The sequence below is a fragment of the Paraburkholderia kururiensis JCM 10599 = LMG 19447 genome, assembly GCF_003986935.1.
Classification (GTDB): domain Bacteria; phylum Pseudomonadota; class Gammaproteobacteria; order Burkholderiales; family Burkholderiaceae; genus Paraburkholderia; species Paraburkholderia kururiensis.
The window spans coordinates 172,996-199,126 of record NZ_RJZE01000006.1 but is presented as its reverse complement, the minus strand read 5'-3'; the positions used below and the strand labels follow the sequence as shown (position 1 = coordinate 199,126).

Annotated in this window: 23 protein-coding genes; 21 read left to right on the top strand and 2 right to left on the bottom strand. The window is 64.5% G+C overall.

What is annotated here, in order from left to right; translation table 11 throughout:
• The first annotated feature begins 257 nt into the window (after positions 1 to 257).
• The 17 genes from gyrA (at position 258) to cysM (ending at position 19,725) form a co-directional block, all read left to right on the top strand.
• Entirely contained in the window at positions 258 to 2,900 is a 2,643-nt protein-coding gene (gene gyrA / locus PKKP23_RS09355; protein ID WP_126876684.1) for a DNA gyrase subunit A, read from the top strand.
• 126 nt (positions 2,901 to 3,026) lie between these two features.
• Positions 3,027 to 3,626, top strand: a complete 600-nt coding sequence (locus PKKP23_RS09350; protein ID WP_026121387.1) for a DUF2059 domain-containing protein — start codon at positions 3,027 to 3,029, stop codon at positions 3,624 to 3,626.
• Between the two features lie 252 nt (positions 3,627 to 3,878).
• Positions 3,879 to 4,961 carry a 3-phosphoserine/phosphohydroxythreonine transaminase gene (gene serC / locus PKKP23_RS09345; RefSeq protein WP_126876683.1) on the top strand — a complete coding sequence of 361 codons (1,083 nt, stop codon included), beginning with the start codon at positions 3,879 to 3,881 and terminating at the stop codon, positions 4,959 to 4,961.
• A gap of 57 nt (positions 4,962 to 5,018) precedes the next feature.
• Positions 5,019 to 6,101 carry a prephenate dehydratase gene (pheA, locus tag PKKP23_RS09340; protein WP_017774578.1) on the top strand — a complete coding sequence of 361 codons (1,083 nt, stop codon included), beginning with the start codon at positions 5,019 to 5,021 and terminating at the stop codon, positions 6,099 to 6,101.
• Between the two features lie 226 nt (positions 6,102 to 6,327).
• Complete coding sequence (gene hisC, locus PKKP23_RS09335) at positions 6,328 to 7,440, top strand: histidinol-phosphate transaminase (RefSeq protein WP_126876682.1); 1,113 nt, start codon at positions 6,328 to 6,330, stop codon at positions 7,438 to 7,440.
• A 73-nt stretch (positions 7,441 to 7,513) separates the two neighbouring features.
• Positions 7,514 to 8,509, top strand: coding sequence for a prephenate dehydrogenase (locus PKKP23_RS09330; protein WP_240658857.1), 996 nt, complete (start codon positions 7,514 to 7,516; stop codon positions 8,507 to 8,509).
• A gap of 13 nt (positions 8,510 to 8,522) precedes the next feature.
• A complete protein-coding gene (gene aroA, locus PKKP23_RS09325; protein WP_126876681.1) occupies positions 8,523 to 9,827 on the top strand; it encodes a 3-phosphoshikimate 1-carboxyvinyltransferase in 1,305 nt (434 codons plus the stop codon).
• A gap of 4 nt (positions 9,828 to 9,831) precedes the next feature.
• Positions 9,832 to 10,542, top strand: a complete 711-nt coding sequence (gene cmk, locus PKKP23_RS09320) for a (d)CMP kinase (RefSeq protein WP_126876680.1) — start codon at positions 9,832 to 9,834, stop codon at positions 10,540 to 10,542.
• Between the two features lie 177 nt (positions 10,543 to 10,719).
• Positions 10,720 to 12,450: a 30S ribosomal protein S1 gene (gene rpsA, locus PKKP23_RS09315; RefSeq protein WP_081884853.1), complete on the top strand. Its 1,731-nt coding sequence runs from the start codon at positions 10,720 to 10,722 to the stop codon at positions 12,448 to 12,450.
• Between the two features lie 23 nt (positions 12,451 to 12,473).
• A complete protein-coding gene (locus tag PKKP23_RS09310) occupies positions 12,474 to 12,797 on the top strand; it encodes an integration host factor subunit beta (protein WP_017774584.1) in 324 nt (107 codons plus the stop codon).
• Positions 12,798 to 13,020: 223 nt separating this feature from the next.
• The gene (locus PKKP23_RS09305) at positions 13,021 to 13,314 is read left to right on the top strand and encodes a LapA family protein (protein WP_017774585.1); all 294 of its coding nucleotides are present in this window, start codon (positions 13,021 to 13,023) and stop codon (positions 13,312 to 13,314) included.
• Between the two features lie 63 nt (positions 13,315 to 13,377).
• Complete coding sequence (gene lapB / locus PKKP23_RS09300; protein ID WP_126876679.1) at positions 13,378 to 14,553, top strand: lipopolysaccharide assembly protein LapB; 1,176 nt, start codon at positions 13,378 to 13,380, stop codon at positions 14,551 to 14,553.
• A gap of 109 nt (positions 14,554 to 14,662) precedes the next feature.
• Positions 14,663 to 16,069 carry a UDP-glucose dehydrogenase family protein gene (locus PKKP23_RS09295; RefSeq protein ID WP_017774587.1) on the top strand — a complete coding sequence of 469 codons (1,407 nt, stop codon included), beginning with the start codon at positions 14,663 to 14,665 and terminating at the stop codon, positions 16,067 to 16,069.
• Positions 16,070 to 16,082: 13 nt separating this feature from the next.
• Positions 16,083 to 17,045 (top strand): D-glycero-beta-D-manno-heptose-7-phosphate kinase, encoded by a 963-nt coding sequence (gene rfaE1 / locus PKKP23_RS09290; RefSeq protein WP_126876730.1) that lies wholly within the window; start codon positions 16,083 to 16,085, stop codon positions 17,043 to 17,045.
• 10 nt (positions 17,046 to 17,055) lie between these two features.
• Positions 17,056 to 18,048 (top strand): ADP-glyceromanno-heptose 6-epimerase, encoded by a 993-nt coding sequence (rfaD, locus tag PKKP23_RS09285; RefSeq protein WP_017774589.1) that lies wholly within the window; start codon positions 17,056 to 17,058, stop codon positions 18,046 to 18,048.
• A gap of 77 nt (positions 18,049 to 18,125) precedes the next feature.
• The gene (locus PKKP23_RS09280; protein ID WP_126876678.1) at positions 18,126 to 18,488 is read left to right on the top strand and encodes a ComEA family DNA-binding protein; all 363 of its coding nucleotides are present in this window, start codon (positions 18,126 to 18,128) and stop codon (positions 18,486 to 18,488) included.
• Positions 18,489 to 18,822: 334 nt separating this feature from the next.
• On the top strand, positions 18,823 to 19,725 hold the full coding sequence (gene cysM, locus PKKP23_RS09275; RefSeq protein WP_017774591.1) for a cysteine synthase CysM: 903 nt from the start codon (positions 18,823 to 18,825) through the stop codon (positions 19,723 to 19,725).
• Between the two features lie 128 nt (positions 19,726 to 19,853).
• Here cysM and mltB read toward each other — a convergent pair whose 3' ends face one another.
• Complete coding sequence (gene mltB / locus PKKP23_RS09270) at positions 19,854 to 21,248, bottom strand: lytic murein transglycosylase B (protein ID WP_126876677.1); 1,395 nt, start codon at positions 21,246 to 21,248, stop codon at positions 19,854 to 19,856.
• A 231-nt stretch (positions 21,249 to 21,479) separates the two neighbouring features.
• Between mltB and PKKP23_RS09265 the strand changes: the two genes are divergently transcribed.
• Both PKKP23_RS09265 and PKKP23_RS09260 read left to right on the top strand, forming a co-directional pair.
• Positions 21,480 to 22,403 carry a histone deacetylase family protein gene (locus tag PKKP23_RS09265; protein WP_126876676.1) on the top strand — a complete coding sequence of 308 codons (924 nt, stop codon included), beginning with the start codon at positions 21,480 to 21,482 and terminating at the stop codon, positions 22,401 to 22,403.
• A gap of 10 nt (positions 22,404 to 22,413) precedes the next feature.
• Positions 22,414 to 23,226 carry an enoyl-CoA hydratase gene (locus tag PKKP23_RS09260; RefSeq protein WP_126876675.1) on the top strand — a complete coding sequence of 271 codons (813 nt, stop codon included), beginning with the start codon at positions 22,414 to 22,416 and terminating at the stop codon, positions 23,224 to 23,226.
• A 33-nt stretch (positions 23,227 to 23,259) separates the two neighbouring features.
• Here PKKP23_RS09260 and PKKP23_RS09255 read toward each other — a convergent pair whose 3' ends face one another.
• On the bottom strand, positions 23,260 to 24,192 hold the full coding sequence (locus PKKP23_RS09255) for an alpha/beta hydrolase (RefSeq protein WP_126876674.1): 933 nt from the start codon (positions 24,190 to 24,192) through the stop codon (positions 23,260 to 23,262).
• A 248-nt stretch (positions 24,193 to 24,440) separates the two neighbouring features.
• On the opposite strand from PKKP23_RS09255, the gene PKKP23_RS09250 reads away from it, so the two are divergent.
• Together PKKP23_RS09250 and PKKP23_RS09245 are read left to right on the top strand one after the other, a co-directional pair.
• Entirely contained in the window at positions 24,441 to 25,475 is a 1,035-nt protein-coding gene (locus PKKP23_RS09250; RefSeq protein WP_126876673.1) for a methionine ABC transporter ATP-binding protein, read from the top strand.
• Positions 25,465 to 26,118, top strand: coding sequence for a methionine ABC transporter permease (locus tag PKKP23_RS09245; protein WP_026121722.1), 654 nt, complete (start codon positions 25,465 to 25,467; stop codon positions 26,116 to 26,118). The genes PKKP23_RS09250 and PKKP23_RS09245 overlap by 11 nt, the downstream gene beginning before the upstream one ends.
• Positions 26,119 to 26,131 lie beyond the last annotated feature (13 nt).

Below are 26,131 nucleotides of genomic sequence, written 5' to 3'. Positions count from 1 at the left end.
CGTGGGTTTGCGGCCGCATAGCCGACCGAGTGCCATTGGTGGCGTGTCCCGTTGATCCCTTCGGTGGTCTTTTTGACGCAGCTTCGAGGCGTCGGCCCGGCTTCCCTCTAATAGGTATACGTAGGCGCGGGGCGGGAGTTGGCGCGTGGTAGAATCGCGTGATGCCCTGCGCCCTGCCACCGCTTTGCTTTAGCCAGCAAAGCACGTGTGCGAAGGAGGGTGCGGCACCCGAGCAAGTACGCACAAGACACGGATAAATGGATCAATTCGCCAAAGAGACCCTGCCCATCTCCCTCGAGGAGGAAATGCGTCGCTCGTATCTCGATTACGCGATGAGCGTGATCGTGGGGCGTGCGCTTCCGGACGTCCGCGATGGCCTGAAGCCCGTTCACAGGCGCGTTCTCTACGCCATGCACGAGCTCAACAACGACTGGAACCGCGCCTACAAGAAGTCGGCGCGTATCGTCGGCGACGTCATCGGTAAGTACCATCCTCACGGCGACACGGCGGTCTACGACACGATCGTGCGGATGGCGCAAGACTTCTCGCTGCGCTACATGCTCGTGGACGGTCAGGGCAACTTCGGCTCCGTGGACGGCGACAACGCCGCCGCCATGCGGTACACCGAAATCCGCATGGCCAAGATCGGCCATGAACTGCTCGCCGACATCGACAAAGAAACGGTCGACTTCGGGCCCAACTACGACGGCAGCGAAAGCGAGCCGCTGATCCTGCCGGCCCGCATCCCGAATCTGCTGATCAATGGTTCGTCGGGCATTGCGGTCGGCATGGCGACGAACATCCCGCCGCACAATCTGAATGAGGTCGTCGATGCGTGCCAGCACCTGCTGAAGCACCCTGAGGCGACGATCGACGAATTGATCGAGATTGTCCCGGCCCCCGATTTTCCGACGGCCGGCATCATCTACGGCGTCGCCGGTGTGCGCGACGGCTATCGCACGGGCCGCGGCCGCGTCGTGATGCGCGCGGCGACCCACTTCGAGGAAATCGATCGCGGCCAGCGCATGGCGATCATCGTTGATGAGCTGCCGTACCAGGTCAACAAGCGTTCGCTGCTCGAGCGCATCGCGGAACTGGTCAACGAGAAGAAGCTGGAAGGCATCTCGGACATCCGCGACGAATCCGACAAGAGCGGCATGCGCGTCGTGATCGAGCTCAAGCGCGGCGAAGTGCCCGAGGTCATCCTCAACAATCTGTACAAGGCCACGCAGCTGCAGGACACCTTCGGCATGAACATGGTTGCGCTCGTCGACAACCAGCCGAAGCTGCTGAACCTCAAGGAAATGCTCGAGTACTTCCTCGCCCACCGGCGCGAAGTGCTCACCCGGCGCACCATCTACGAACTGCGCAAGGCGCGCGAGCGTGGCCATGTGCTGGAAGGTCTCGCCGTTGCGCTCGCCAATATCGACGAGTTCATCGCGATCATCAAGGCAGCGCCTACTCCGCCCATCGCCAAGCAGGAATTGATGGCGCGGTCGTGGGACTCGTCCCTCGTGCGCGAGATGCTGACGCGCGCAGAGTCCGAGAACGCCACCGCCGGCGGCCGCGACGCGTACCGTCCGGAAGGCTTGAGCCCGGCGTTCGGCATGCAGGGCGACGGACTTTACCGTCTGTCGGATACGCAGGCGCAGGAAATCCTGCAAATGCGGCTGCAGCGCCTCACGGGTCTCGAGCAGGACAAGATCATTGGCGAGTATCGCGAAGTCATGACGCAGATCGCCGACCTGCTGGACATCCTGGCCCGGCCGGAGCGTGTAACGTCTATCATCTCCGACGAACTCGCGGCGATCAAAACCGAATTCGGCGACAAGCGTCGCTCGAAGATCGAGATGAACGCCACAGAGCTCAACACCGAAGACCTCATCACGCCGCAGGACATGGTCGTGACGATGTCGCACACGGGCTACGTGAAATCGCAGCCGTTGTCGGAATATCGAGCCCAGAAGCGGGGCGGTCGCGGCAAGCAGGCCACCTCGATGAAGGAAGACGACTGGATCGACACGCTGTTCATCGCCAACACGCACGATCACATTCTGTGCTTCTCGAACCGCGGCCGCGTTTACTGGGTGAAGGTCTACGAGGTGCCCCAAGGCTCGCGCAACTCGCGCGGTCGCCCCATCGTGAACATGTTCCCGCTGCAGGAAGGCGAGAAGATCACGGTCGTGCTGCCCGTGAAGGAATTTTCGGCCGACAAGTACGTTTTCATGGGAACGGCGCTCGGCACGGTCAAGAAGACGCCGCTGGAGGCTTTCAGCAGACCATTGCGCAAGGGTATTATTGCGGTCGGTCTGGACGACGGTGATTACCTGATCGGCGCGGCCATCACCGATGGCCAGCACGACGTGATGCTGTTTTCCGACTCCGGCAAGGCGGTTCGCTTCGACGAAAACGACGTGCGCCCCATGGGGCGCGAAGCGCGCGGTGTGCGCGGCATGCAACTCGAAGACGGCCAGCAGGTAATCGCCATGCTGGTGGCCGGCGACGAGCGGCAGTCGGTGCTAACGGCCACGGAAAACGGTTTCGGCAAACGCACGCCGATTACGGAATACACGCGTCACGGCCGCGGCACGAAGGGCATGATCGCGATCCAGACGTCGGAGCGCAACGGCAAGGTGGTCGCCGCGACCCTCGTAGACCCGGAATCGGAAATCATGCTGATTACGACGACGGGCGTGCTGATTCGCACGCGCGTGTCGGAAGTCCGTGAAATGGGACGCGCAACGCAAGGTGTTACACTCATCAGCCTTGACGAAGGAACGAAGCTTTCGGGTCTGCAACACATTGCAGAGGCGGAGGCCGAAGCTGAAGGAGACGCCGACGCGTCGGCTGCCGACGGTGGCGAAGCGGCTGACCCGGGTGAAGACGGCGCGGAGAGTTAAAACCGCGCCCGCCCGCAGGCAATGGTTAGGCCTTGCAGGCTGGAAGCGGCGCCAGACGAGAACAGATGGCGCCGTTTTTTTGAGTCCGCAGGCGAGAGTTCGACTAATTTCTCTTAGGGAGTAATGATGCAAAAACGATTCAAGCAGGTAATGTTGCTGGCCGCTCTTGTGCCGACCTTCGCAATGGCTCAGGCTCTGCAGAGCCAGGCGCCGGCAGCGAGCGCGACTGCAGCACCGGTCGATCCGGCCAAGCAGGCCGCGATCAAGGACCTGCTCGACGCAATCGATGCACAGAAGCTCGTCGGTGCCATCGGCAACAGCGCCCAGATGCAGGCCAAGCAACTCGTGCCGGCCATCCTGTCGGACGCGCTGTCGGAGAACAAGACGCTGTCGGACAAGCAGAAGCAGGCCGCCGTGCCGACCCTGCAGAAGAATGCCGTGCCGAAGCTGGTTGACTCGGCAGGCCAGGTTTTCGCCACGGACCAATTCCGCCAGGACGCCATGCAAGCTCAGTACGACGCCTACGCGAAGTACTACAGCGCGCAGGAAATCAAGGACCTGACCACGTTCTACAAGAGCCCGACGGGCCGCAAGTTCATCCAGGTGCAAGACCAGGTGGGCCGCGACGTTGTGAACGGTCTGATGCAGAAGTACATGCCGCAATCGATCAAGGCGACCCGCGACCAGGCTGACAAGGAAGTCGCTTCGGTCAAGCCGGCCAAGTAAGAAGACGCGTCGCCACACCGGCGGCGCCAGTCTTTCTCGCCACGCTCCGGCGTTTGCTCGCGGCATCGTTCGTTGCCTCGGGCGGCGCGCCTGAAAGCCTCGCGGCATAGGCCGCCTGGTTTGGCGGGTTGGTGGCGAGGGTGCGATAATGGCCGTTTGCGCGATCTGCGCAAGCGGCCTTTTTCTTTTCTGGGCGCGGTATCGCGGTATTCGGTCTTTCTTTGCCGCAGCGCCTGCCTCGGGGTTCTTCACATGCGCGTCTTTAACTTCTCCGCCGGACCAGCGGCATTGCCCGAAGAAGTGCTTCGCCAGGCCGCCGACGAAATGCTCGACTGGCACGGCAGCGGCATGAGCGTCATGGAAATGAGCCATCGCGGCGCGGAGTTCATGTCGATCCACCAGGAGGCGCTCGTCGATCTGCGCGAGTTGCTCGAGGTGCCGGCGAGCCACCACATTCTTTTCCTGCAGGGTGGCGGCATTGGCGAAAACGCCATCGTGCCCATGAACCTGTTCGGTTCGAAGCCGCGCGCCGACTTCATCATCACGGGTTCGTGGTCGCAGAAGTCGTTCAAGGAAGCGCAGAAGTACGGCACCGCGCATGTCGCGGCAACCGGCAAGACGGAAGACGGCTTCACGCGCGCTCCCGCGTGCACCGAATGGCAGCTTTCCGAGGACCCGGCCTACGTGCACCTGTGCACCAACGAAACGATCAACGGCGTCGAGACGTTCGATATCCCCGATCTGGGCGACATTCCGCTCGTGGCAGACGCTTCGTCGCACATCCTTTCGCGTCCCATGGACATCGCCAAGTACGGCGTGCTCTATGCTGGCGCGCAGAAGAACATCGGCATTGCCGGTGTGACGGTGGTAATCGTGCGCGAGGACATGCTGGGCCGCGCCATGTCGATCTGCCCCTCGGCGTTCGAATGGAAGACGGTGGCGGAGAACAACTCGATGTTCAACACGCCGCCCACCTACGCGATCTACATTTCGGGCCTCGTGTTCAAGTGGCTCAAGCGTCAAGGCGGCCTCAAGGCGATGGAGGCGCGCAACATCGAAAAGGCGAAGCTGCTTTACGATGTCATCGATTCGAGCAGCTTCTACATCAACAAGGTGGAGCGCCATGCGCGCTCGCGGATGAACGTACCGTTCTTCCTCGCCGATGAGTCACGCAACGAAGATTTCCTTGCCGGCGCGAAAGCGCGCGGGCTGTTGCAGCTGAAGGGCCACAAGTCCGTCGGCGGCATGCGGGCGTCGATTTACAACGCGGTGCCGCTCGAGGGCGTGAAGGCGCTCGTCGAGTACATGAAGGAATTCGAAGCGCGTTGCGCCTGACGCCATGCGTCTGCGCGCACTTCCTTTCTGTCCTTTCTGATACGGCCGGTTTCACGCATGGACGACGAACTCAATTCACGCCTCAAACCCTTACGCGAGCGCATCGACGCGATCGACGCCCAACTCATTGCGCTCCTGAACCAGCGCGCGGCGGTCGCGCTCGAAGTGGGCGAAGTCAAGAAGCATTTCAACGCGCCGGTGTTTCGCCCCGAGCGCGAGCAGCAGGTGATTGCGCGCCTGCAGTCGATGAGCGCAGGGCCGCTCGCCGCCGGGCACATCAGCGCGATCTGGCGCGAAATCATGGCCGCCAGCCGTTCGCTGGAAAAGAGCATCAAGACCGCTTTTCTCGGTCCTGTCGGCACTTACAGCGAACAGGCGATGCACGAGTACTTCGGGCAATCGATCGAAGGGCTGCCGTGTCCGTCGATCGACGAGGTGTTTCGCGCCGTCGAAGCGGGTGCCGCCGAATTCGGCGTGGTGCCGGTCGAGAACTCCACGGAAGGCGCGGTCTCGCGCACACTCGATCTCTTTCTGCAAACGCAACTCGTCATTGGCGGCGAACTGGCGCTGCCCATCCATCACAACCTGCTGACGCTTTCGGGCAACCTCACCGGCGTGACACGCATATGCGCCCATGCGCAAGCGCTCGCGCAGTGCCAGCACTGGCTCACGGCGAATGCGCCGCACCTGGAGCGCCAGGCGGTATCGAGCAACGCCGAGGCCGCCCGTATCGCTTCCGAAGATCCGACCGTGGCCGCGATCGCGGGCGACCGCGCGGCCGCACACTATGGCTTGCAGGTGGCGTACGCATTGATTCAGGACGATCCGCACAACCGCACGCGCTTCGTGATGATCGGCAAGGAGCCTGCAGCGCCAAGCGGCTACGACCAGACGTCGCTCATCGTCTCGGTGCAGAACGAGCCGGGCGCGATGTTCCGCCTGCTCGAACCGCTTGCGCGCCACGGCGTCTCGATGACGCGTTTCGAGTCGCGGCCCGCGCGTTCGGGCACATGGGCGTACTACTTCTATATCGACCTGGAAGGCCATCGCGACGACGCGCCGGTTGCGGCTGCGCTCGCTGAGCTCGAAGAGAAGGCAGCGTTCCTCAAGATTCTCGGTTCGTACCCGCGTTCGCGTTGAACGACAGGGGGCGCCGTCCTGCGCGGCGTTGTGTTGGCCATGCACCGTCCTTGCACCGGCTTTCCGATGCGCCGGCGCCCTGGACGCCATGCGAGGCCGGCACTTCGGCCGTTCCCCGGCAGCGCGTAACGAGTCACTAACGAGCTATACCGACCACAACCTGGCGCGCTGCCCCGTCAGCCCAATTACCTTCGTCGCACACAGCCATCGCCGATCTGGAGCCATCATGACAATGCAATTCGGTCCTACCTACGTGCGCGCCATCGCGCCCTATGTTGCCGGCAAACCGATCTCGGAAGTCGCCCGCGAATTCGGGCTGGACGAGGCGCGCATCGTCAAGCTCGCGTCGAACGAGAATCCGCTCGGCATGCCGGAGTCGGCACAACGCGCGATGGCGCAGGCCGCAAGCGAACTGGGCCGCTATCCCGACTCGAACGCGTTCGAGCTGAAGGCCGCGCTGGCGGCGCGCTACGACGTGCCGGCCGACTGGATCACACTCGGCAACGGCAGCAACGACATCCTCGAACTCGCGGCGCACGCGCTGGTGGAGAAGGGGCAGTCGATCGTCTACTCGCAGTACTCGTTCGCCGTCTACGCGCTCGCGACGCAAGGGCTGGGCGCGCGCGCCATCGTGACGCCCGCCGTGCATTACGGCCACGATCTCGAGGCGATGCTGGCCGCGATCGCCGACGACACGCGGCTCGTGTTCGTCGCGAACCCGAACAACCCGACCGGCACGTTCATCGACGGTGCTACGTTGGAGGCGTTCATCGCGAAGGTGCCGCGCCACGTGGCCATCGTCCTCGACGAGGCGTACACCGAATACCTGCCCGCTGAAAAGCGCTACGACGCAATGGGCTGGGTGAAGCGCTATCCGAACCTGATGGTCTCCCGCACGTTCTCGAAGGCGTACGGTCTGGCCGGCCTGCGCGTGGGCTTCGCGATTGCGCAGCCGGAACTCACGGATCTGCTGAACCGCCTGCGCCAGCCGTTCAACGTGAACACGCTCGCACAGGCCGCGGCGATCGCGGCGCTCAACGACAGCGCGTTCATCGAGCGCAGCGCCGCGCTCAATGCGCAGGGCTATCGGCACCTGACCGAGGCGTTCGAGCGCCTCGGGCTCGAGTACGTGCCTTCGGACGGCAACTTCGTTCTCGTGCGCGTGGGCAGCGACGACGGCGCGGGCAACCGCGTGAATCTGGAACTTCTGAAGCAGGGCGTGATCGTGCGGCCCGTCGGCAACTACGGTTTGCCGCAATGGCTGCGCGTGACGATCGGTTTGCCCGAGGAAAACGAGGCATTCGTCGCGGCGCTCGAGAAGACGCTCGTCGCGGCATGAACCTCTCGATGGGGCGTTGAACAGTATGGCGTGGCGCAGCCCGCAGGGGCGCTGCGGCACGTCTTCTTTCCGGTTGGGCAGCGTGGTGGCGTTCTCTTTCGACAAACTTGTGATTTTCGGCGTCGGGCTGATCGGCGGGTCGCTCGCGCGCGCGTTGCGCGAGCGACCCGACGTGGCCGGCGCGCGTGAGGTGATCGGCGTCGCGCGTTCGGTAAGTTCCGCTGCGCGCGCGGTTGAACTCGGCGTGACGGACGCCGCCGTAGCGCTCGGCGACGACCGCGCGCTTGCCGCGGCGCTCGCCGGCGCCGATATCGTGCTGCTCGCCGCGCCCGTCGCGCAGACGCGTCCGCTCATGGAGCGCATCGCGCCGTTCCTCGACGCCGCCACGATTGTCACCGACGCGGGCAGCACCAAGTCCGACGTCGTCGCGGCCGCGCGCGCGGCGCTCGGCGAGCGCATCGGCCAGTTCGTGCCGGGCCACCCCATCGCAGGTCGCGAGTCGAGTGGCGTGGACGCGGCGCTGGCCGACCTGTACGTAGGACGCAACGTCGTACTGTGCCCGCTGCCGGAGAACGCGCCGCAGTCGGTGGCACGTATCGAGGCGATGTGGCGCGCGACGGGCGCGGTAGTGGGCGCGATGTCCGCCGCGCAGCACGACCGCGTGCTGGCATCGGTGAGTCACTTGCCGCATGTACTCTCGTACGCACTCGTTGAGCAGATTCTCGGTTCGCCCGACGCGGAGTTGAAGTTCTCGTTCGCCGCTGGCGGTTTCCGCGATTTCACGCGCATCGCCGCGTCGAGTCCCGAAATGTGGCGCGACATCTGCCTCGCGAACCGCGAGGCGCTGCTCGACGAACTGGACGCCTATACCGCGGTGCTCGCGCGTCTGCGCGTGGCGATCGACGCCGGCGACGGCGCCGCGCTCGAAGCGGTATTTACGCGTTCGCGCGTCGCCCGCACCGCGTGGCAGGAGCGTGGCGGCAAGCTGGCAACGAGCGGCGAAGCGGCTGACGCACCCGCCGCAGCAACACCCGAGGCGCCGCCCGAAGACGGCGCGCCCGCTGAATAAACAGGACACGCATATGGACTACCTCGACCTCGGACCGTTTACCCGCGCCGAAGGCACCGTTCGCCTGCCCGGTTCGAAGAGCATTTCGAACCGCGTGCTGCTGCTTGCCGCGCTGGCGGAAGGCGAAACCACGATCACGAACCTGCTCGATTCCGACGACACGCGCGTGATGCTCGACGCGCTGCAGAAGCTCGGCGTGCGGCTTCAGCGAGACGGCGACACCTGCGTCGTGCAGGGCACGCGCGGCGCGTTCACGGCGAAGACGGCGGATCTGTTCCTCGGCAATGCGGGCACAGCCGTGCGGCCGCTCACGGCTGCGCTGGCCGTCAACGGCGGCAACTACCGTATTCACGGCGTGGCACGCATGCACGAGCGGCCGATCGGCGACCTCGTGGACGGACTACGCCAGATCGGCGCAAAGATCGACTACGAGGCGAACGAGGGCTACCCGCCGTTGCGCATCCGCGCGGCGCCGCTCTCGGTGGACGCGCCGATCCGCGTGCGCGGCGACGTGTCGAGCCAGTTCCTCACTGCGCTCCTCATGAGCCTGCCGCTCGTGCGCGCGAAGGAGGGCTTCACGACCGTCGAAGTGGACGGCGAGCTGATTTCGAAGCCCTACATCGACATCACGATCCGCCTGATGGCGCGCTTCGGCGTGACGGTTGCGCGCGAGGACTGGCAGCGCTTCACCATTCCCGCGGGCGTGCGGTACCAGTCGCCGGGCCGCATCATGGTGGAGGGCGATGCGTCGTCGGCGTCGTATTTCATCGCGGCGGGTGCCATTGGCGGCGGACCGCTGCGCGTGGAAGGCGTGGGCCGCGCGAGCATCCAGGGCGATGTGGGCTTCGCGGATGCCATCGAGAAGATGGGCGCCGACATCATCATGGGCGACGACTGGATCGAAGTGCGCGGCAGCGGGCGCGTGGGCGGCGGGCTTGAAGCCATCGACATGGACTTCAACCTGATTCCCGATGCGGCCATGACGATCGCCGTGACCGCGCTTTTCGCGCGCGGCACGACGACGCTGCGCAACATCGCGAGCTGGCGCGTGAAGGAAACCGACCGTATCGCCGCGATGGCCACCGAACTGCGCAAAGTGGGCGCGCAGGTCGAGGAAGGCGCGGATTACCTCGTCGTGACGCCGCCCGAGAAGCTCGTACCGAATGCCGCCATCGATACCTACGACGACCATCGCATGGCCATGTGCTTTTCGCTGGTGAGCCTGGGCGGCGTGCCGGTGCGCATCAACGACCCGAAATGCGTCGGCAAGACGTTCCCTGACTACTTCGAGCGCTTCCTCGCGCTCGCGAAAGCCTGACCTGATGAAACCGACCCGTCCCTTTTACCAGACGCCCGTCATCACCATCGACGGCCCGACCGCCTCGGGCAAGGGCACGGTGGCCGCGCTCGTGGCGGCGCACCTCGGCTTTCACCTGCTCGACAGCGGCGCCCTGTACCGGCTCGCCGCGCTCGCCAGCGTGCGCTACGGCATCGCGCCGGAGGACGCCGACGGTCTTGCAAAGCTCGTCGACGACCTGCACATCACGTTTCGCGAAGGTCTTGCCCAGCTGGACGGCGTGGACGTATCGACGGAAATCCGGGCCGAAGAGATCGGCAAGCGCGCCTCGGCCATTGCCGTTCATCCCGCGGTGCGCGCGGCGCTCGTGGCGCGCCAGCGTGCCTTCCGCAAGCCGCCCGGCCTCGTCGCGGACGGCCGCGACATGGGTACCGTCATCTTCCCGGACGCCGCGCTGAAGGTCTTTCTGACGGCAAGCGTGGAGGCCCGTGCGGCGCGCCGGCATAAGCAATTGATCCAAAAAGGTTTTTCTGCTAATATGGATGACTTGCTCCGGGATTTGCGTGAACGCGACGAGCGCGACAGTACGCGTGCGGCCGCGCCGCTCAAGCCTGCGGCAGATGCAAGGCTGCTCGATACCTCGGCGCTCTCCATCGACCAGGCGGTTGGTGAAGTGGTGCAGTGGTACCGCGCAGTGCCGGGCGCCCAGCATGACGGTGCCCACGGCAGACAGTAGGCAGCAAGAATTAGCAGTAAGCAGCGAGCAGTAGGTGCTCCGCCGTGAAACGCGGAGCGTGTGTTAAACCCTTTAACCCCGTATGGCTTTCGCATCGGGCCGCGAACGTTTCCGTTGCGGCGCAGCAGTCGGCAGGCGTGCCACCTGGCGCGTCCAGCAAGTCGAGCGGCGAAAACCATGCAACTTCCGATTTTTATGTCCGACCTGCAAACCTCTACCCCGAATACCGAATCTTTCGCGGCTCTGTTCGAAGAGTCGCTGACCCGCCAGGACATGCGCGCCGGCGAAGTCATCTCTGCCGAAGTCGTGCGTGTCGATCACAACTTCGTGGTCGTCAATGCCGGCCTCAAGTCCGAGGCCTACATTCCCATCGAGGAATTCCTGAACGACCAGGGCGAGGTTGAGGTTCAGGCGGGCGATTTCGTTTCCGTCGCGATCGACGCGCTGGAAAACGGCTATGGCGACACTATCCTGTCGCGCGACAAGGCGAAGCGTCTGGCTTCGTGGCTGTCGCTGGAAAAGGCCCTCGACAACAACGAACTCGTGACCGGTACGATCACGGGCAAGGTGAAGGGCGGCATGACCGTGATGGTCAACGGCATCCGCGCGTTCCTGCCGGGTTCGCTCGTCGACACGCGTCCGGTCAAGGACACCACCCCGTACGAAGGCAAGACGCTCGAATTCCGCGTCATCAAGCTCGACCGCAAGCGTAACAACGTCGTGCTGTCGCGCCGTGCCGTGATCGAAGCTACCCAGGGCGAAGAGCGCGCGAAGCTGCTCGAGACGCTCAAGGAAGGCGCGATCGTCAACGGCGTGGTCAAGAACATCACCGACTACGGCGCGTTCGTGGACCTGGGCGGTATCGACGGCCTGCTGCACATCACCGACATCGCATGGCGTCGCGTGCGTCACCCGAGCGAAGTGCTGTCGGTTGGCCAGGAAGTCACCGCGAAGATCCTCAAGTTCGACCAGGAAAAGAACCGCGTTTCGCTCGGCATCAAGCAGCTCGGCGACGATCCGTGGGAAGGCATCTCGCGCCGCTACCCGTCGGGCACGCGCCTGTTCGGCAAGGTCACCAACATCACCGACTACGGCGCGTTCGTCGAAGTGGAATCGGGCATCGAAGGCCTCGTCCACGTGTCGGAAATGGACTGGACCAACAAGAACGTTGCACCGTCGAAGGTCGTGCAGTTGGGCGACGAAGTCGAAGTCATGGTCCTCGAGATCGACGAAGACCGCCGCCGTATCAGCCTCGGTATGAAGCAGTGCAAGCCGAACCCGTGGGACGACTTCAGCCGCAACTTCAAGAAGGGCGACAAGATCAGCGGCGCCATCAAGTCGATCACCGACTTCGGCGTGTTCATCGGTCTGCCTGGCGGCATCGACGGCCTGGTTCACCTCTCCGACCTGTCGTGGAGCGAGACCGGCGAAGAAGCCGTGCGCAAGTACAAGAAGGGCGACGAAGTGGAAGCGGTCGTACTCGGCATCGACGTCGAGAAGGAACGCATTTCGCTCGGCATCAAGCAGCTCGAAGGCGACCCGTTCAGCAACTTCGTGGCCATGAACGACAAGGGCTCGATCGTCGACGGTACGGTCAAGGCCGTGGACGCGAAGGGCGCTGTGGTGCAGCTCACGGCTGACGTCGAAGGCTACCTGCGCGCGTCGGAAATCGCTCAGGACCGCGTCGAAGACGCACGTAACGTGCTGAAGGAAGGCGACAAGGTCAACGCGATGATCATCAACATCGATCGCAAGTCACGCGGCATCAACCTGTCGATCAAGGCGAAGGATTCGGCCGAGCAGCAGGAAGCCCTGCGCACCATCTCGTCCGACACGAACGCGGCGGCAAGCGGCACGACGAACCTCGGCGCGCTGTTGAAGGCCAAGCTCGACGGCCAGAACCAGTAAGCCTCGAGGAGGCTCGCTGAAGTATGACCAAATCTGAATTGGTCGCGCAGCTGGCTACGCGATTTCCGCAACTTGTCCTCAAGGATGCGGATTTCGCGGTCAAGACGATGCTCGACGCGATGTCCGAAGCGCTTGCGAAAGGACATCGCATCGAAATTCGCGGCTTTGGCAGCTTCGGGCTGAACCGCCGTCCGTCACGCGTCGGGCGCAATCCGAAGTCGGGCGAGAAGGTGCTGGTACCGGAGAAGCACGTACCGCACTTCAAGCCGGGCAAGGAACTGCGCGAGCGTGTGGACCGGCGTTCGGGCGAACCGCTCAAGGCCGAGGAGCCGGACGACGATCAGTAAGCGCCGTCTTCCGATGGTCCTGCATGCAGCCGGCGGCTAACGTCAGACGGCATTGATTAAAAAAGCGCCTCCGGGCGCTTTTTTTCTGCCTGCTTTCCGCGGCTTACCGCCTACGTCTGTTGGGCCAGGGCTTCATTTACAATACGGGTCACTTCGGCGCGGACCTTCCGTGGTGCGGCATCCCACGGCCGGCGCCGCCCTGCAACTGCCAAGAGACCTCTTCATGAAATTTATCGCCTGGCTGATTCGTGTGCTGGTGTTCGTCTTGCTGCTCGTGCTTGCGCTTGCGAACACGCAGAGCGCTACGCTGAATTTCCTTGCCGGCTATGCGTGGCAGGCGCCGCTGATCCTGATCGGCCTCGTCTTCTTCGTGGTTGGCCTGCTGGCGGGCCTCGTTTCGCTGCTGCCGCAGGTGTTTCGATTGAGGCTTGAGAACGGCCGCCTGAAGCGCGATCTTCGCGCCGCGCGCGAGACGCCGGCGCCGGTGGCCGAGCCGCCCATGCCGCCGCTCATCTGACCCAACTCCCGTCGCCGCGCGCCGTTCGCGCGCGGCTTTGTTCCTGCCTTTACCATCGTTCGCATGGATCTGGATTTCTGGTGGCTCCTCGTCATACCGGTCGCGTTCGCGCTCGGCTGGATGGCGGCGCGCTACGACCTCAAGGCGTTGCTTTCCGAAAGCGCCAATCTTCCGCGTTCGTATTTCCGCGGCCTCAACTTCCTGCTCAATGAGCAGCCCGACAAGGCGATCGATGCCTTCATCGAGGTTGCTAAGCTCGACCCCGAAACCGTGGAGCTGCACTTCGCCCTCGGCAACCTGTTTCGTCGTCGCGGCGAAACGGACCGGGCGATCCGCGTGCATCAGAACCTGCTCTCGCGCGCCGACCTGCCCGCGAGCGAGCGCGATCACGCGCTCTATGAGCTGGGTCAGGACTTCCTGAAGGCAGGCCTGCTCGACCGCGCCGAAGAGACGTTCCGGGTGCTCGAAGCCGGCGATTACGCGCTGGGCGCACAGCGCGCGCTGCTTACCATCTACGAGATCGAAAAAGACTGGAACCGCTCCATCGATACGGCCCGCAAGCTGGAGACGATGGGCGCGGCTTCGCTCGATCTCGAAATCGCGCAGTTCCATTGCGAACTTGCGCAGGAAGCGCTGCAGCAGAAGAAGCCCGACGAGGCACGTCGTCAGCTCGATCTCGCGCTGAAGGCGAATGCCCAAAACGTGCGCGCCACGATCCTGACGGGCGACGTCGACGCGGCGGCCGGCCATCACGAGGCCGCGCTCGCGCAATGGCGCCGCGTCGAGGAGCAGAACGCATCGTATCTGCCGCTCGTCGCCGAAAAGGTAATGAAGACGTACGAGACGCTCGGCCGTGCCGAAGAGGGCGTGCAGTTGCTCACGTCGTGGGTGGACCGCTATCCGTCGAACGATCTGCTCGACGTGGCGTACCGCTATGTCGAGAACCTGCGCGGTCTCGACGCTGCGCACGCGCTCGCGCGCGCGCAGATGCAGAAGTCGCCGAACCTCGCGGGCATGATGCGCTTGCTGGAAGCCCAGCAAGCCACCGCCGAGGAACCGCGTAAGAGCGAACTCGAACTCATGCGCACGCTGATCCGGCAGCGCACCAAAAATCTGCCACGGTATACGTGCCAGAATTGCGGTTTCCGGGCGCGTCTCTTCTACTGGCAATGTCCCGGCTGCAGCGGCTGGGAAACCTACGCGCCGCGCCGCGTCGAGCCGATTACCGCTTCGAGCTGAGGCGCCGCAGCAGCCCCGTTCGCGCGGGCGCTTGCTGCACGAAGATTGCCCGGGCCTTCCCGGAACCCGTCAACGAACTTCATGACCGGAATCTAGACCCGGAACACGTATGAAAATCACCATCATCGGCACCGGCTATGTCGGCCTCGTCACGGGGGCCTGCCTCGCTGAAATCGGCAACGACGTCTTCTGTCTCGACGTCGATCCGCGCAAGATCGGCATTCTGAACAACGGGGGCGTGCCCATTCACGAACCCGGCTTGCAGGAGATCATCGCGCGCAATCGTGCGGCAGGACGTATCACGTTTTCCACCGACATCGAAGCGAGCGTCGCGCATGGCGACGTGCAGTTCATCGCCGTGGGCACGCCGCCCGACGAAGACGGTTCCGCCGACCTCCAGTACGTGCTCGAAGCGGCGCGCAACATCGGCCGCTACATGGACGGCTTCAAGGTGATCGTGGACAAGTCCACGGTGCCGGTGGGCACGGCCCGGCGCGTGAGCGACGCGGTGCGCGCCGAGCTCGCGCAGCGTGGCCTTGCGGGCAGCGCGCAGCATCGTTTCTCGGTGGTGTCCAATCCCGAGTTCCTCAAGGAAGGCGCGGCCGTGGACGACTTCATGCGACCCGACCGCATCCTCATTGGTAGCGATGAAGACGAGGACGGTCTGGTTGCGCGCGAGAAGATGAAGCGGCTCTACGCGCCGTTCAACCGCAACCACGAGCGCACGCTGTACATGGACGTGCGCTCGGCGGAATTCACGAAGTACGCTGCGAACGCGATGCTCGCCACGCGCATCTCGTTCATGAACGAACTCGCGAATCTGGCCGACCGCGTCGGCGCGGATATCGAAGCCGTGCGTCGCGGCATTGGTTCGGACCCGCGCATCGGTTACCACTTTCTCTATGCGGGCTGCGGCTACGGTGGCTCGTGCTTCCCGAAAGACGTCCAGGCGTTGATCCGCACCGCGGCAGAGATCGGCGAGCATCTGCGCATTCTCGAAGCGGTCGAGGACGTCAATCATGCGCAGAAGGAAGTCCTCGTGCGCAAGATCACGAAGACGCTCGGCGAAGACCTGCGCGGCCGTACGTTCGCCGTGTGGGGGCTCGCGTTCAAGCCGAACACGGACGACATGCGCGAGGCTCCGAGCCGCCGCGTGATCGCCGATCTGCTCGCACGCGGCGCACAGGTTCGCGCCTACGATCCCGTCGCGACCGAGGAAGCGCGCCGCGTCTTCGCCATGGACCTGGAGAATGCACCGGACCATCTCGCGCGCCTGCATTTCACAGGCACCCAGGACGAAACGCTCGCGGGCGCGGACGCACTCGTGATCGTGACCGAATGGAAGGAATTCAAGGCACCGGACTTCGCGCATCTGAAGGCCGTGCTCAAGACGCCGCGTATCTTCGACGGTCGCAACCTCTACGAACCGGACGCGATGAGCGAACTCGGCATCGACTATTACTCGATTGGACGGCCCCATGTCGCAATCCAGAATGGCTCCGGCGTCGCAGTCTGACGGCGCGCGCGCCATGGCGCCGGGAAGCAGGCTGGCTCCCCAGGTCGGCATCGTGCCGCGCGAGCGGCTTGCCGGCGCGCGCGTGCTCGTGGTGGGCGATGTGATGCTGGACCGCTACTGGTTCGGCGACGTCAATCGCATCTCGCCCGAAGCGCCCGTGCCCGTGGTGCACGTGCAGCGCCAGGAGGACCGGCTCGGCGGCGCGGCGAACGTCGCGCGTAACATCGCCGCGCTCGGCGCCCAGGCGGGGCTGCTCTGCGTGGTGGGCCACGACGAGCCGGGCGAGCGCATCGTCGAACTGCTCGACGCGAGCGGCGTCACGGCGTATCTGGAGCGCGATCCGGCGCTGCCGACCACCATCAAGCTGCGCGTGCTCTCGCGTCAGCAGCAATTGCTGCGCGTCGACTTCGAGAACACCCCGGCGCACGAAGTGCTGCTTGCTGGGCTCGCCCGTTTCGACGCGCTGCTGCCCTCGCACGACGTGATCCTGATGTCCGATTACGCGAAGGGCGGGCTTACGCACGTCACGCGCATGATCTCGAAGGCACGCGAGGCGGGCAAGGCCGTGCTCGTGGACCCGAAAGGCGACGACTGGGAGCGTTATCGCGGCGCGAGCATCATTACCCCGAACCGCGCCGAATTGCGCGAGGTGGTGGGCAAGTGGAAGTCGGAGGAAGACTTGCTGGCTCGCGTCACGAAACTGCGTACTGATCTGGACCTGGGCGCGCTGCTGCTCACGCGCTCGGAAGAAGGCATGACGCTCTTCTCGGACGACGGCATCCTGCACGCGCCGGCGGTAGCACGCGAAGTGTATGATGTTTCGGGCGCTGGCGACACGGTGATCGCCACGCTCGCCGTCATGCTGGGCGCGGGCCTGTCACTCTTCGAGGCCGTGTCGCTAGCCAACCGCGCGGCGGGCATCGTCGTCGGCAAACTGGGTACGGCAACGGTCGACTACGACGAACTCTTCAACTGACACCACGATCATGACTCTCATCGTGACCGGCGCGGCCGGCTTCATCGGCAGCAACATCGTCAAGGCGCTCAACGAGCGCGGCGAACAACGCATCATCGCCGTCGACAACCTCACGCGCGCGGACAAATTCCGCAACCTCGTGGACTGCGAGATCGACGACTATCTGGACAAGACCGAATTCGTCGAGCGCTTCGCACGCGGCGACTTCGGCAAGGTACGCGCGATCTTTCATGAAGGCGCCTGCTCGGACACCATGGAAACCGACGGCCGCTACATGATGGACAACAACTTCCGCTACAGCCGCGCGGTGCTCGACGCGTGCCTCGCGCAGGGCACGCAGTTCCTGTATGCGTCGTCGGCGGCGATTTACGGCGGGTCGAGCCGCTTCGTTGAAGAGCGCGAGGTGGAAGCACCGCTCAACGTCTACGGCTATTCGAAGTTCCTGTTCGATCAGGTGATTCGCCGGGTGCTGCCGCAGGCGCGCAGCCAGATTGCGGGCTTTCGCTACTTCAACGTGTACGGGCCGCGTGAAACGCACAAGGCGCGCATGGCGTCGGTGGCGTTCCACAACTTCAACCAGTTCCGCGCCGAAGGCAAGGTGAAGCTGTTCGGCGAGTACAACGGCTACGGGGCGGGCGAGCAGACGCGTGACTTCGTCTCGGTCGAAGACGTGGTCAAGGTCAACCTGTTCTTCTTCGATCATCCCGAGAAGTCGGGCATTTTCAATCTCGGCACAGGCCGCGCGCAGCCGTTCAACGACATCGCGACGACCGTGGTCAACACGCTGCGTGCGCTCGCGGGCGAGGCCCCGCTTTCGCTCGCCGAACAGGTGCAGCGCGGGTTGATCGAGTACGTGCCGTTCCCCGACGCGCTGCGTGGCAAGTATCAGTGCTTCACGCAGGCCGACCCCACGAAGCTGCGCGCAGCGGGTTACGACGCGCCGTTCCTTTCCGTCCAGGAAGGCGTGGACCGTTACGTGCGTTGGCTATCCGGCCAGGTGTGATTCCGGCTTCGGTCTCCCTACACTGAGGTCTCCTGCTGGCGATGGGCGCCAGTCAGGAGTCCAGAGGGAGATCCAGCATGTTCAAAAAAATTCTCGCTGCCGCGGCGCTCGTTGCCGCGTTCGGTCAGGCGTTTGCCGCCGTCGACGTCAACACGGCCAACGAAGATGCACTGCGCGGCATCAAGGGCATTGGCCCGGCGAGAGCCAAGGCCATTCTCGACGAGCGCGGCGCGCACGGCCCGTTCAAGGACCCCGCCGATCTCGGCAAGCGCGTGAAGGGCATGGGCGGCCATACGGTCGAGCGGCTGCAGGCCGAAGGTCTGAGCGTCGGGCCATCCACACCGGCTACCGGCTCGCAAACCGCCGCGGTTGCACAGGCGCACGCTACGCCGGCCGCCGGCACGCAAAAACCCGCGCCTGCCACCCCGGCGAAGAAATAGGCGCGACGCGCGGCATTCCGTTTCAGGTCACGTCCCCTGCGTGCACGTCGCCACCCTCGTGTACGCGCCCAGAGCGGGTTTCGGGTCCACGACGAAACACGCTCCTTCAGCCGTCCTTCAGATGACTGGCTCCCGCGGCCTTGGCCGCGGGCTTTTTGGCGTTCGACGTTCCGTGCGACACGCGTCATTCAGTTCGATGCACTTCCCTTCACTTGCCTTCACCTCCCTTCGCGCAGAAGGGTCGGGCGGCACCCGCGGGCGGCGTGGTTTAGAATCGGCGAATTCATCCCCTGTTTGCGCAACGTTTCATCCTGCGCCCGACTGCGATCCGCGTATGGCCTACAAGACAATCGAAGACACGATCGGCAATACCCCGCTCGTGCAACTCGTCCGGCTTTCGGACGATGAAATCCGCAGCCGCAACAATGTCGTGCTCGGCAAGCTTGAGGGCAACAACCCCGCAGGCTCCGTGAAAGACCGCCCGGCGCTCTCGATGATCCGCAAAGCCGAAGAACGCGGCCGCATCAAACCGGGCGACACGCTCATCGAAGCCACGAGCGGTAACACCGGCATTGCGCTCGCGATGGCCGCCGCCATTCGCGGCTACAAGATGGTGCTCATCATGCCGGAAGACCTTTCGGTAGAGCGTCGCCAGAGCATGGCGGCCTACGGCGCGCAGATCGTGCTCACGCCCGTGAAGGGCGGCATGGAGTACGCGCGCGATCTCGCCGAGCAGATGCAGCGCGACGGCAAGGGCATCATCCTCGACCAGTTCGCCAATCCCGACAATCCGCTTGCGCACTACGAGACCACGGGGCCCGAAATCTGGCGTGAGACCGAAGGTCGCATTACCCACTTCGTATCGTCGATGGGCACGACGGGCACCATCATGGGCGTGTCGAAGTATCTGAAAGAGCAGAACCAGGCTGTCGAGATCGTCGGTGCCCAGCCCGAAGAGGGCTCGCGCATTCCGGGCATTCGCAAGTGGCCCGAAGCCTATCTGCCGAAGATCTTCGATCGCAGCCGCGTGGATCGTGTCGAGAACGTGAGTCAGGCTGCGGCGGAAGCCATGGCGCGGCGTCTCGCTTCGGTCGAAGGGATCTTCGCGGGCATCTCGTCGGGCGGTGCGTGTGAGGTCGCGTTGCGCATTGCGCGCCAGGTCGAGAACGCCACGATCGTGTTCGTGGTGTGCGACCGTGGCGACCGGTATCTCTCGACGGGTGTGTTCCCCGCCTAAAGCGCGCAACGTTTCAAAAAAACGCGGAGCATGTCACCGCGTCCGCTGAATGACAAAACGCCGGCAATGTCCGGCGTTTTGTTTGTTTAAGCGACGACTCACGAATCAGGCGGCGACGATAGACCGCCTCAGTCTGCGGAAGGTGCAGCGGGCGTCGTGGGCGCCACAGGCGTTGACGGCGCGGGTACCGTTCCGCCCGCGGCGGAGTTGCCCGGCGTAGCTCCGTTCTGCGCAGGAACGCCGGCCGCGGGAACGCCGCCCGACACCGAAGCTCCCTGCGGCGCGAACGCGGGTGCCGCGGCGCCGGAAGCAGCGGCGCCCGAGCCCGCGCCAGGTATGCCGCCGTTGCTCGCCATCATTTGCGCCTTCACTTTCTGTCCGAGTTGATACACCGCAAGCGCGTAGAAGAAGCTGCGGTTATAGCGCGTGAGCACGTAGAAATTTCTGAGTCCCAGCACGTACTCGGTAGCGCGTCCCGGCGTTGGCAGGTCCACGATGGTGACCGGCGTGCCCGCTTCCGAGGCGATGTCGATGTCGGGCTGGTTCAGCACAAGGCCGGCGCGCAGCAGTTGCTCGAGCGGCCAGTGCGGCTCGGGCTGTCCATCGGCGGCGGCCTGCGCGACACCCTGGCTACCCGGGTCGCCCGCAATCTTCCACACCACGGGGCGTCCCGTTTCCCAGCCGTTCTGCTTGAGATAGTTCGCGACACTGCCGATCGCATCCGCCTGGCTCGTGCGCAGGTCGATCTGTTTGTTGCCGTCGTAACTCACCGCGTATTTCACGATGCTGCTGGGCAGGAACTGCGGAATGCCGATTGCGCCCGTGTATGAGCCCAGCACGCTGGTTGGATCGACCTGTGAGTCGCGCGTCCACACCAGGTAGTCTTCGAGGTTCTTGCGGAACGTCGCCATGCGATCGGCGCGGTTCGGGGTATCCGGGTAGTCGAAGGTCAGCGTGGTGAGCGCATCGAGCACGCGGAAGTTGCCCATGAAACGTCCGTAGATCGTCTCGACGCCAATGATGCCGACGATCACCTCGGGCGGCACGCCGAACTCGTCGTAGGCGCGTTGCAGCGTCGCCTGGTTCTCGCGCCAGAAGCGCACGCCCGCATTCACGCGTATCGCATCGAGAAAGCGCGCCTGATAAGCGCGCCAGTTCTTCGCCGCGGGCGTGGGCGACGGCAGCACGAGCTTCACCGCGGTTGCCGAGTAGCTCGCGTGCGCAAAGAGCGCATGCAGGGCAGCAGGATCGAAGTCGTAGCGGGCAACCATGTCGTCGACGAATGTGTCGACGTTGGGATTGTTCGCGTAACGCTGCGGGATGATCTCTTCTTCGAAGGTCTGCCCCTGCGGTACGGGAGCCTGCGGCTGGGCCTGGGCGAGACGCATGGCGGGCGTGGAACTGCCGGTCTGAGCGAATGCCGTAGAGGGTGCCGCGAGCGTCTGTAGCGCAATGCATGTCGCAGCGGTGAGCGTCGAGGCGGACAGGCGGCGGAATACGGGCGAAGCAGACTTGAAGATCATGGGCAGCAAGGCGGGAGAACAGACGGAGCAAAACGGTTCGGCGCAGTATAACCGACGACTCTGGCGCAACTAACCTCGCCGAACGACAGGGCGCGGGCCCTTGCGGCATGGGGTCGAGTCGCGGCGTCGTGTGGTAACGTGACGGTTATTACCCGCGGCGCGTTGCCGCGCGCATATGAAGGAGACCTGCCGCGCACGAGCCGACGGCGCGCGCCGCAGAACGAACGAATCATGGCAACAGCCTTCTACTCCCACGCCGATTGTCTGCTGCACGAGATGGGACAATGGCACCCCGAGTGTCCCGCGCGGCTGCAGGCGATCGAAGACCAGCTGATCGCAAGCCGCATCGACGCGCTGATCGAACGCGAGCCGGCGCCGCTCGCCGACGAAGCCGCGCTACTGCGTGTCCATACGAAGGCGCATGTCGATCACATTCGGGACACCTCGCCGATCGAGGGCTACGCGCCCATCGATCCCGACACGTCGATGAATCCGCACACCTGGCAGGCAGCGCTGCGCGCAGCGGGCGCGGCCATTGCCGCCACGGACGCCGTGATCGCGGGCCAATACGACAACGCGTTTTGCAGCGTGCGTCCACCGGGACATCACGCGGAGCCGGCACGCGCCATGGGCTTCTGCTTCTTCAACAACGTGGCGATTGCGGCGCGACATGCGCTCGACGTTCACGGCCTTGCGCGCGTGGCGATCATCGACTTCGACGTGCATCACGGCAACGGCACCGAGGCCGCGTTCGCCGCAGACCCGCGCGTGCTGATGTGCAGCTTCTTCCAGCATCCGTTCTATCCGTTCACGGGCGCGGACAACCAGGCGCCGAACATGGTCAACGTGCCGATGCCGGCGCGCTCGAAGGGCATGGCGGTGCGCGAGGCGGTGGACGTGCTGTGGCTGCCGCGGCTCCACGACTTCAAGCCCGAGATGATCTTCATCTCCGCCGGCTTCGATGCCCATCGCGAGGACGACCTCGGCAACATGGGCCTCGTTGAAGACGACTACACGTGGATCACCGACCGCGTGCGCGACATCGCAAACCGCTATGCGCGCGGGCGCATCGTGAGCTGTCTCGAAGGCGGATACAACCTGTCTGCGCTCGGCCGCAGCGTCGTCGCGCACATTCGCGCGCTGGCGGAGGTTTGAGGAGGCGAGCATGAGCACGCAAACCGTTTCGTCGAAGGCGAGCGAAGCCAGCCCGCTGGTCGAGCTAACCCGGGACGCCTACGGAGTGCATGGCGTGACGGCCGTTACGCTTAATCGGCCGGATGCGTTCAACGCGCTATCCGAAGCGCTGCTCGACGAATTGCAGACTGCGCTCACGTCGATTGCAGCGAGCGACGCCCGTGTCGTCGTGATTGCCGGCGCGGGACGCGCTTTCTGCGCGGGACACGACCTGAAGGAAATGCGCGCGGCACCGTCGCTCGAGTACTACCAGGCGCTGTTCGCGCGTTGCACGAAGGTGATGCTGGCGATCCAGCGCATGCCGCAGCCCGTGATCGCGCGCGTGCATGGCATCGCGACCGCCGCCGGCTGTCAGCTGGTGGCGATGTGCGACCTCGCGGTGGCATCGGACGAAGCGCGTTTTGCGGTCTCCGGCGTGAACCTCGGGCTCTTCTGTTCGACGCCTTCCGTGCCGCTCACGCGCAACGTGTCACGCAAGATGGCCTTCGAAATGCTGATGACCGGCGAGTTCATCGATGCGCACGAAGCCCGGCGCCGCGGGCTCGTGAACCGCGTGGCGAGCGCTGCCGAACTGGACGCCACGTTGGCAGCGCTCGCCGCGAGCATCTGCGCCAAGCCGCGTGCCGCGGTCGAGGCGGGCAAGGCGTTGTTCTACCGGCAGCTCGAAATGGGTGTCGAGGCCGCTTATCAGCTTGGGGGACAAACGATGGCCTGCAACATGATGGAGGACGCCACGCTGGAAGGTGTGCAGGCCTTCATCGAAAAGCGGGCGCCGCGGTGGTGAAGTGAAACGGGGCGAAACACGAGGCGAAGTGCCTCAACTCCGCGCCGCTATCCAGTCGATCAACGCTCCGATCACGCGATCGCGGTCCAGGTCGTTCATCGTTTCGTGGTAGCTGCCTTCGTAGAGCGTGAGCGTCTTGTCGGGCGAGCCGACGTGGCTGCCGAAATCGCGGCTGCCTTCGGGCTCGGTCAGCTTGTCCCGCGTACCGTGATAGACGAGAACGGGCAAGCGCAGACCCACGCGGCCCCGCTCGATGCGTTCCATGGCAGCCAGAATCTCCGCGCCCGTGCGAGCGGGAATTGCCCCGTGATGGACGAGCGGATCGCAGCGATTCGCTTCCACCACGGCGGGATCGCGCGACAGTAGCGCTGCGTCGATTTTCATGGCGGGAAACCGGGGCCACACGCGGCTCATGACGCGGCTGGCCGCGATCATCCAGCGGGGCACGTCGCGTCCAGGCGCGAGCGCCGGGCTCGACAGGATCAGGCCCGCGACGTCATGACGGCTCGCCGGCAGCCGTTCCACGGCATAGAGCGCAGCCACTGCGCCGCCCATGCTGTGGCCCATCAGGAAGAGCGGGCCGCCGTGCTGTGAAGCGGCGTCGATGAGCGCTTCGGCGTCGAGCAGGTAGTCGTCGAAGCGCGACACCCATGCGCGGGGGCCGGGCGCCTGTCCGTGTCCGCGCAGATCGATAGCGACCAGTTCGATCCCGACGGCATTGAGCTGTGCCGCGAGCGCCGCATATCGCCCGGCGTGTTCGGCGAGACCGTGGACAAGCGCGACAGTGGCTCGTCGTGTTCCGACGGCGGGCCAGCGGTAGAGCGGCAGGTCAGTGCCGTCCGCGGCCGTTACGGTGTCCGTGTGCGGCGGCGAGGTGTCCGAGCCCTCGCCGTTCCCGCCTGGGAGCGTCTGCGTTGCGGCCGCACTTCGCTGGGTTGCGGCATCGAAAGGCTTTGTCGTCTCCATGACTGATTGCCCGCCGTTTCATATTGATAATGCGACGGATCATAGCCGCGCCCGCGTATCTCAAGCGAGCGCGGTCGGCGGCGTGCCGCTCTAATTCCCTCGCGTTATGAAAGGATCGAAATTGATTATTAAAGAGAATTTCGCGGCCAGGTTAAAATCGCGGCCCACACACCAATAAAACAGCGGCGGCCATTGCCGGCGTGCATCGGCCCAAGGCCTGCCCGGCAGTACCGCCGTTTCGTTTTTTCATGATCGAACTACGCAATGTGTCGCAGTGCTTCGCGGGGCCCCGAGGCTGGGTCGAAGCGCTCCACAACATCAACCTCACGATTCCCCCAGGCGAAGTGTTCGGCATCATCGGCCGCAGCGGCGCCGGCAAGAGCACGCTGGTACGCACCATCAATCTGCTGACGCGGCCTACCGAAGGCGAGATCGTCGTGAACGGACGGGCGCTCACGTCGTTGCCGGCTGCTGAGTTGCGTGCTGCGCGTCGCGAGATCGGCATGATTTTCCAGCACTTCAACCTGCTGTCGTCGCGCACCGTCTACGAAAACGTTGCGCTGCCGCTCGAGCTTGCGGGCATGAAGCGCGCAGAGATTGAAGAAGCGGTGTTACCGCTGCTCGAACTGGTTGGCCTGACCGCGCAGAAAGACCGCTACCCGGCGCAGATCAGCGGCGGGCAGAAGCAGCGCGTCGGCATTGCGCGCGCCCTTGCCAGCAAACCGAAGGTGCTGCTTTCCGACGAAGCTACGTCGGCACTCGACCCCGAAACCACGCGCGCCATTCTCGATCTGCTGCGCAAGATCAATCGCGAACTCGGGCTCACCGTCGTGTTGATCACGCATCAGATGGAGGTCATCAAGCAGGTGTGCGATCGCGTCGCGGTGCTCGATGCGGGCAAGGTGGTGGAAGAAGGTCGCGTGATCGACGTGTTCCTGCAGCCGCATCACGAAGTCACGCGCGCGCTGCTGGGCGACGTGATTGCCCAGGAATTGCCGCCCGCGCTCAAGGTGCGCGTGGCCGAGCGTCTGAAGACGGGCAACGGACATCTGCTGCGCCTCGCCTTCACGGGCTCGGGCGTGGACCAGCCGGTGCTCTCGGAAACCATTCGCCGCTACGAACTGGACTTCAATATTCTGCACGGCCAGATCGACGAGATTCAGGGCCAGGCGTTCGGGTCGCTCGCGGTGCTTGCGAGCGGCGAGGCGGTGAAGGTCGCGCAGGCCATCGCCTGGCTGCGCGAGCAGGGTGTCGTCGTGGAGGAGCTCTCGTATGTTGAGTGAAATGCTCGATATGTTCGTGCAGTCGTTCTGGGAGACGCTCGTGATGGTCGGCATCTCGGGCTTGATCGGCGCCCTCGTGGGGCTGCCGCTCGGCGTGCTGCTCCATCTCACCGACCGTCAAGGCGTGCTGCAGAACCTCGCCGTGAACCGCGCGATGGGTATGCTCGTGAACGCTGTGCGTTCGACGCCGTTCATCATCCTGCTCGTCGCAGTGATTCCGTTCACGCGCCTCGTGGTGGGCTCCTCGATCGGCACGGCCGCGGCCGTCGTGCCGCTCACGATTGCCGCTGCACCGTTCATTGCGCGACTCGTCGAGACGGCGCTGCGCGAAGTGGATCGCGGCCTGATCGAGGCCGCTCAGGCGATGGGCGCCACGACGCGCCAGATCGTCTTCAAGGTGCTGCTGCCCGAAGCGCTGCCAGGCATCGTGGCCGGGCTCACCATTACGTTCGTCTCGCTCGTCGGCTATTCGGCGATGGCGGGCGCGATCGGCGGTGGCGGACTGGGCGATCTGGGCATCCGCTATGGCTATCAGCGCTTCGAGCCCGAAGTGATGGTCGCAGTGGTCGTGATTCTGATCGTCTTTGTTCAGCTCGTGCAGTCGTTCGGCGACTGGCTCGTGCGGCGCCTGGGTCATCGCTGAATCGATGCAAGGC

Bases quoted from the DNA above. Each gene is read 5' to 3' on its own strand.
- PKKP23_RS09305 (WP_017774585.1), top strand. From the start codon at position 13,021: ATGAAATTTATCGCCTGGCTGATTCGTGTGCTGGTGTTCGTCTTGCTG.
- PKKP23_RS09260 (WP_126876675.1), top strand. From the start codon at position 22,414: ATGAGCACGCAAACCGTTTCGTCGAAGGCGAGCGAAGCCAGCCCGCTG.
- lapB (WP_126876679.1), top strand. From the start codon at position 13,378: ATGGATCTGGATTTCTGGTGGCTCCTCGTCATACCGGTCGCGTTCGCG.
- PKKP23_RS09310 (WP_017774584.1), top strand. From the start codon at position 12,474: ATGACCAAATCTGAATTGGTCGCGCAGCTGGCTACGCGATTTCCGCAA.
- PKKP23_RS09245 (WP_026121722.1), top strand. From the start codon at position 25,465: ATGTTGAGTGAAATGCTCGATATGTTCGTGCAGTCGTTCTGGGAGACG.
- rfaE1 (WP_126876730.1), top strand. From the start codon at position 16,083: ATGGCGCCGGGAAGCAGGCTGGCTCCCCAGGTCGGCATCGTGCCGCGC.
- PKKP23_RS09295 (WP_017774587.1), top strand. From the start codon at position 14,663: ATGAAAATCACCATCATCGGCACCGGCTATGTCGGCCTCGTCACGGGG.
- PKKP23_RS09250 (WP_126876673.1), top strand. From the start codon at position 24,441: ATGATCGAACTACGCAATGTGTCGCAGTGCTTCGCGGGGCCCCGAGGC.
- rpsA (WP_081884853.1), top strand. From the start codon at position 10,720: ATGCAACTTCCGATTTTTATGTCCGACCTGCAAACCTCTACCCCGAAT.
- hisC (WP_126876682.1), top strand. From the start codon at position 6,328: ATGACAATGCAATTCGGTCCTACCTACGTGCGCGCCATCGCGCCCTAT.
- aroA (WP_126876681.1), top strand. From the start codon at position 8,523: ATGGACTACCTCGACCTCGGACCGTTTACCCGCGCCGAAGGCACCGTT.
- PKKP23_RS09280 (WP_126876678.1), top strand. From the start codon at position 18,126: ATGTTCAAAAAAATTCTCGCTGCCGCGGCGCTCGTTGCCGCGTTCGGT.
- PKKP23_RS09255 (WP_126876674.1), bottom strand. From the start codon at position 24,192: ATGGAGACGACAAAGCCTTTCGATGCCGCAACCCAGCGAAGTGCGGCC.
- cysM (WP_017774591.1), top strand. From the start codon at position 18,823: ATGGCCTACAAGACAATCGAAGACACGATCGGCAATACCCCGCTCGTG.
- PKKP23_RS09350 (WP_026121387.1), top strand. From the start codon at position 3,027: ATGCAAAAACGATTCAAGCAGGTAATGTTGCTGGCCGCTCTTGTGCCG.
- pheA (WP_017774578.1), top strand. From the start codon at position 5,019: ATGGACGACGAACTCAATTCACGCCTCAAACCCTTACGCGAGCGCATC.
- gyrA (WP_126876684.1), top strand. From the start codon at position 258: ATGGATCAATTCGCCAAAGAGACCCTGCCCATCTCCCTCGAGGAGGAA.
- serC (WP_126876683.1), top strand. From the start codon at position 3,879: ATGCGCGTCTTTAACTTCTCCGCCGGACCAGCGGCATTGCCCGAAGAA.
- cmk (WP_126876680.1), top strand. From the start codon at position 9,832: ATGAAACCGACCCGTCCCTTTTACCAGACGCCCGTCATCACCATCGAC.
- PKKP23_RS09265 (WP_126876676.1), top strand. From the start codon at position 21,480: ATGGCAACAGCCTTCTACTCCCACGCCGATTGTCTGCTGCACGAGATG.
- mltB (WP_126876677.1), bottom strand. From the start codon at position 21,248: ATGATCTTCAAGTCTGCTTCGCCCGTATTCCGCCGCCTGTCCGCCTCG.
- rfaD (WP_017774589.1), top strand. From the start codon at position 17,056: ATGACTCTCATCGTGACCGGCGCGGCCGGCTTCATCGGCAGCAACATC.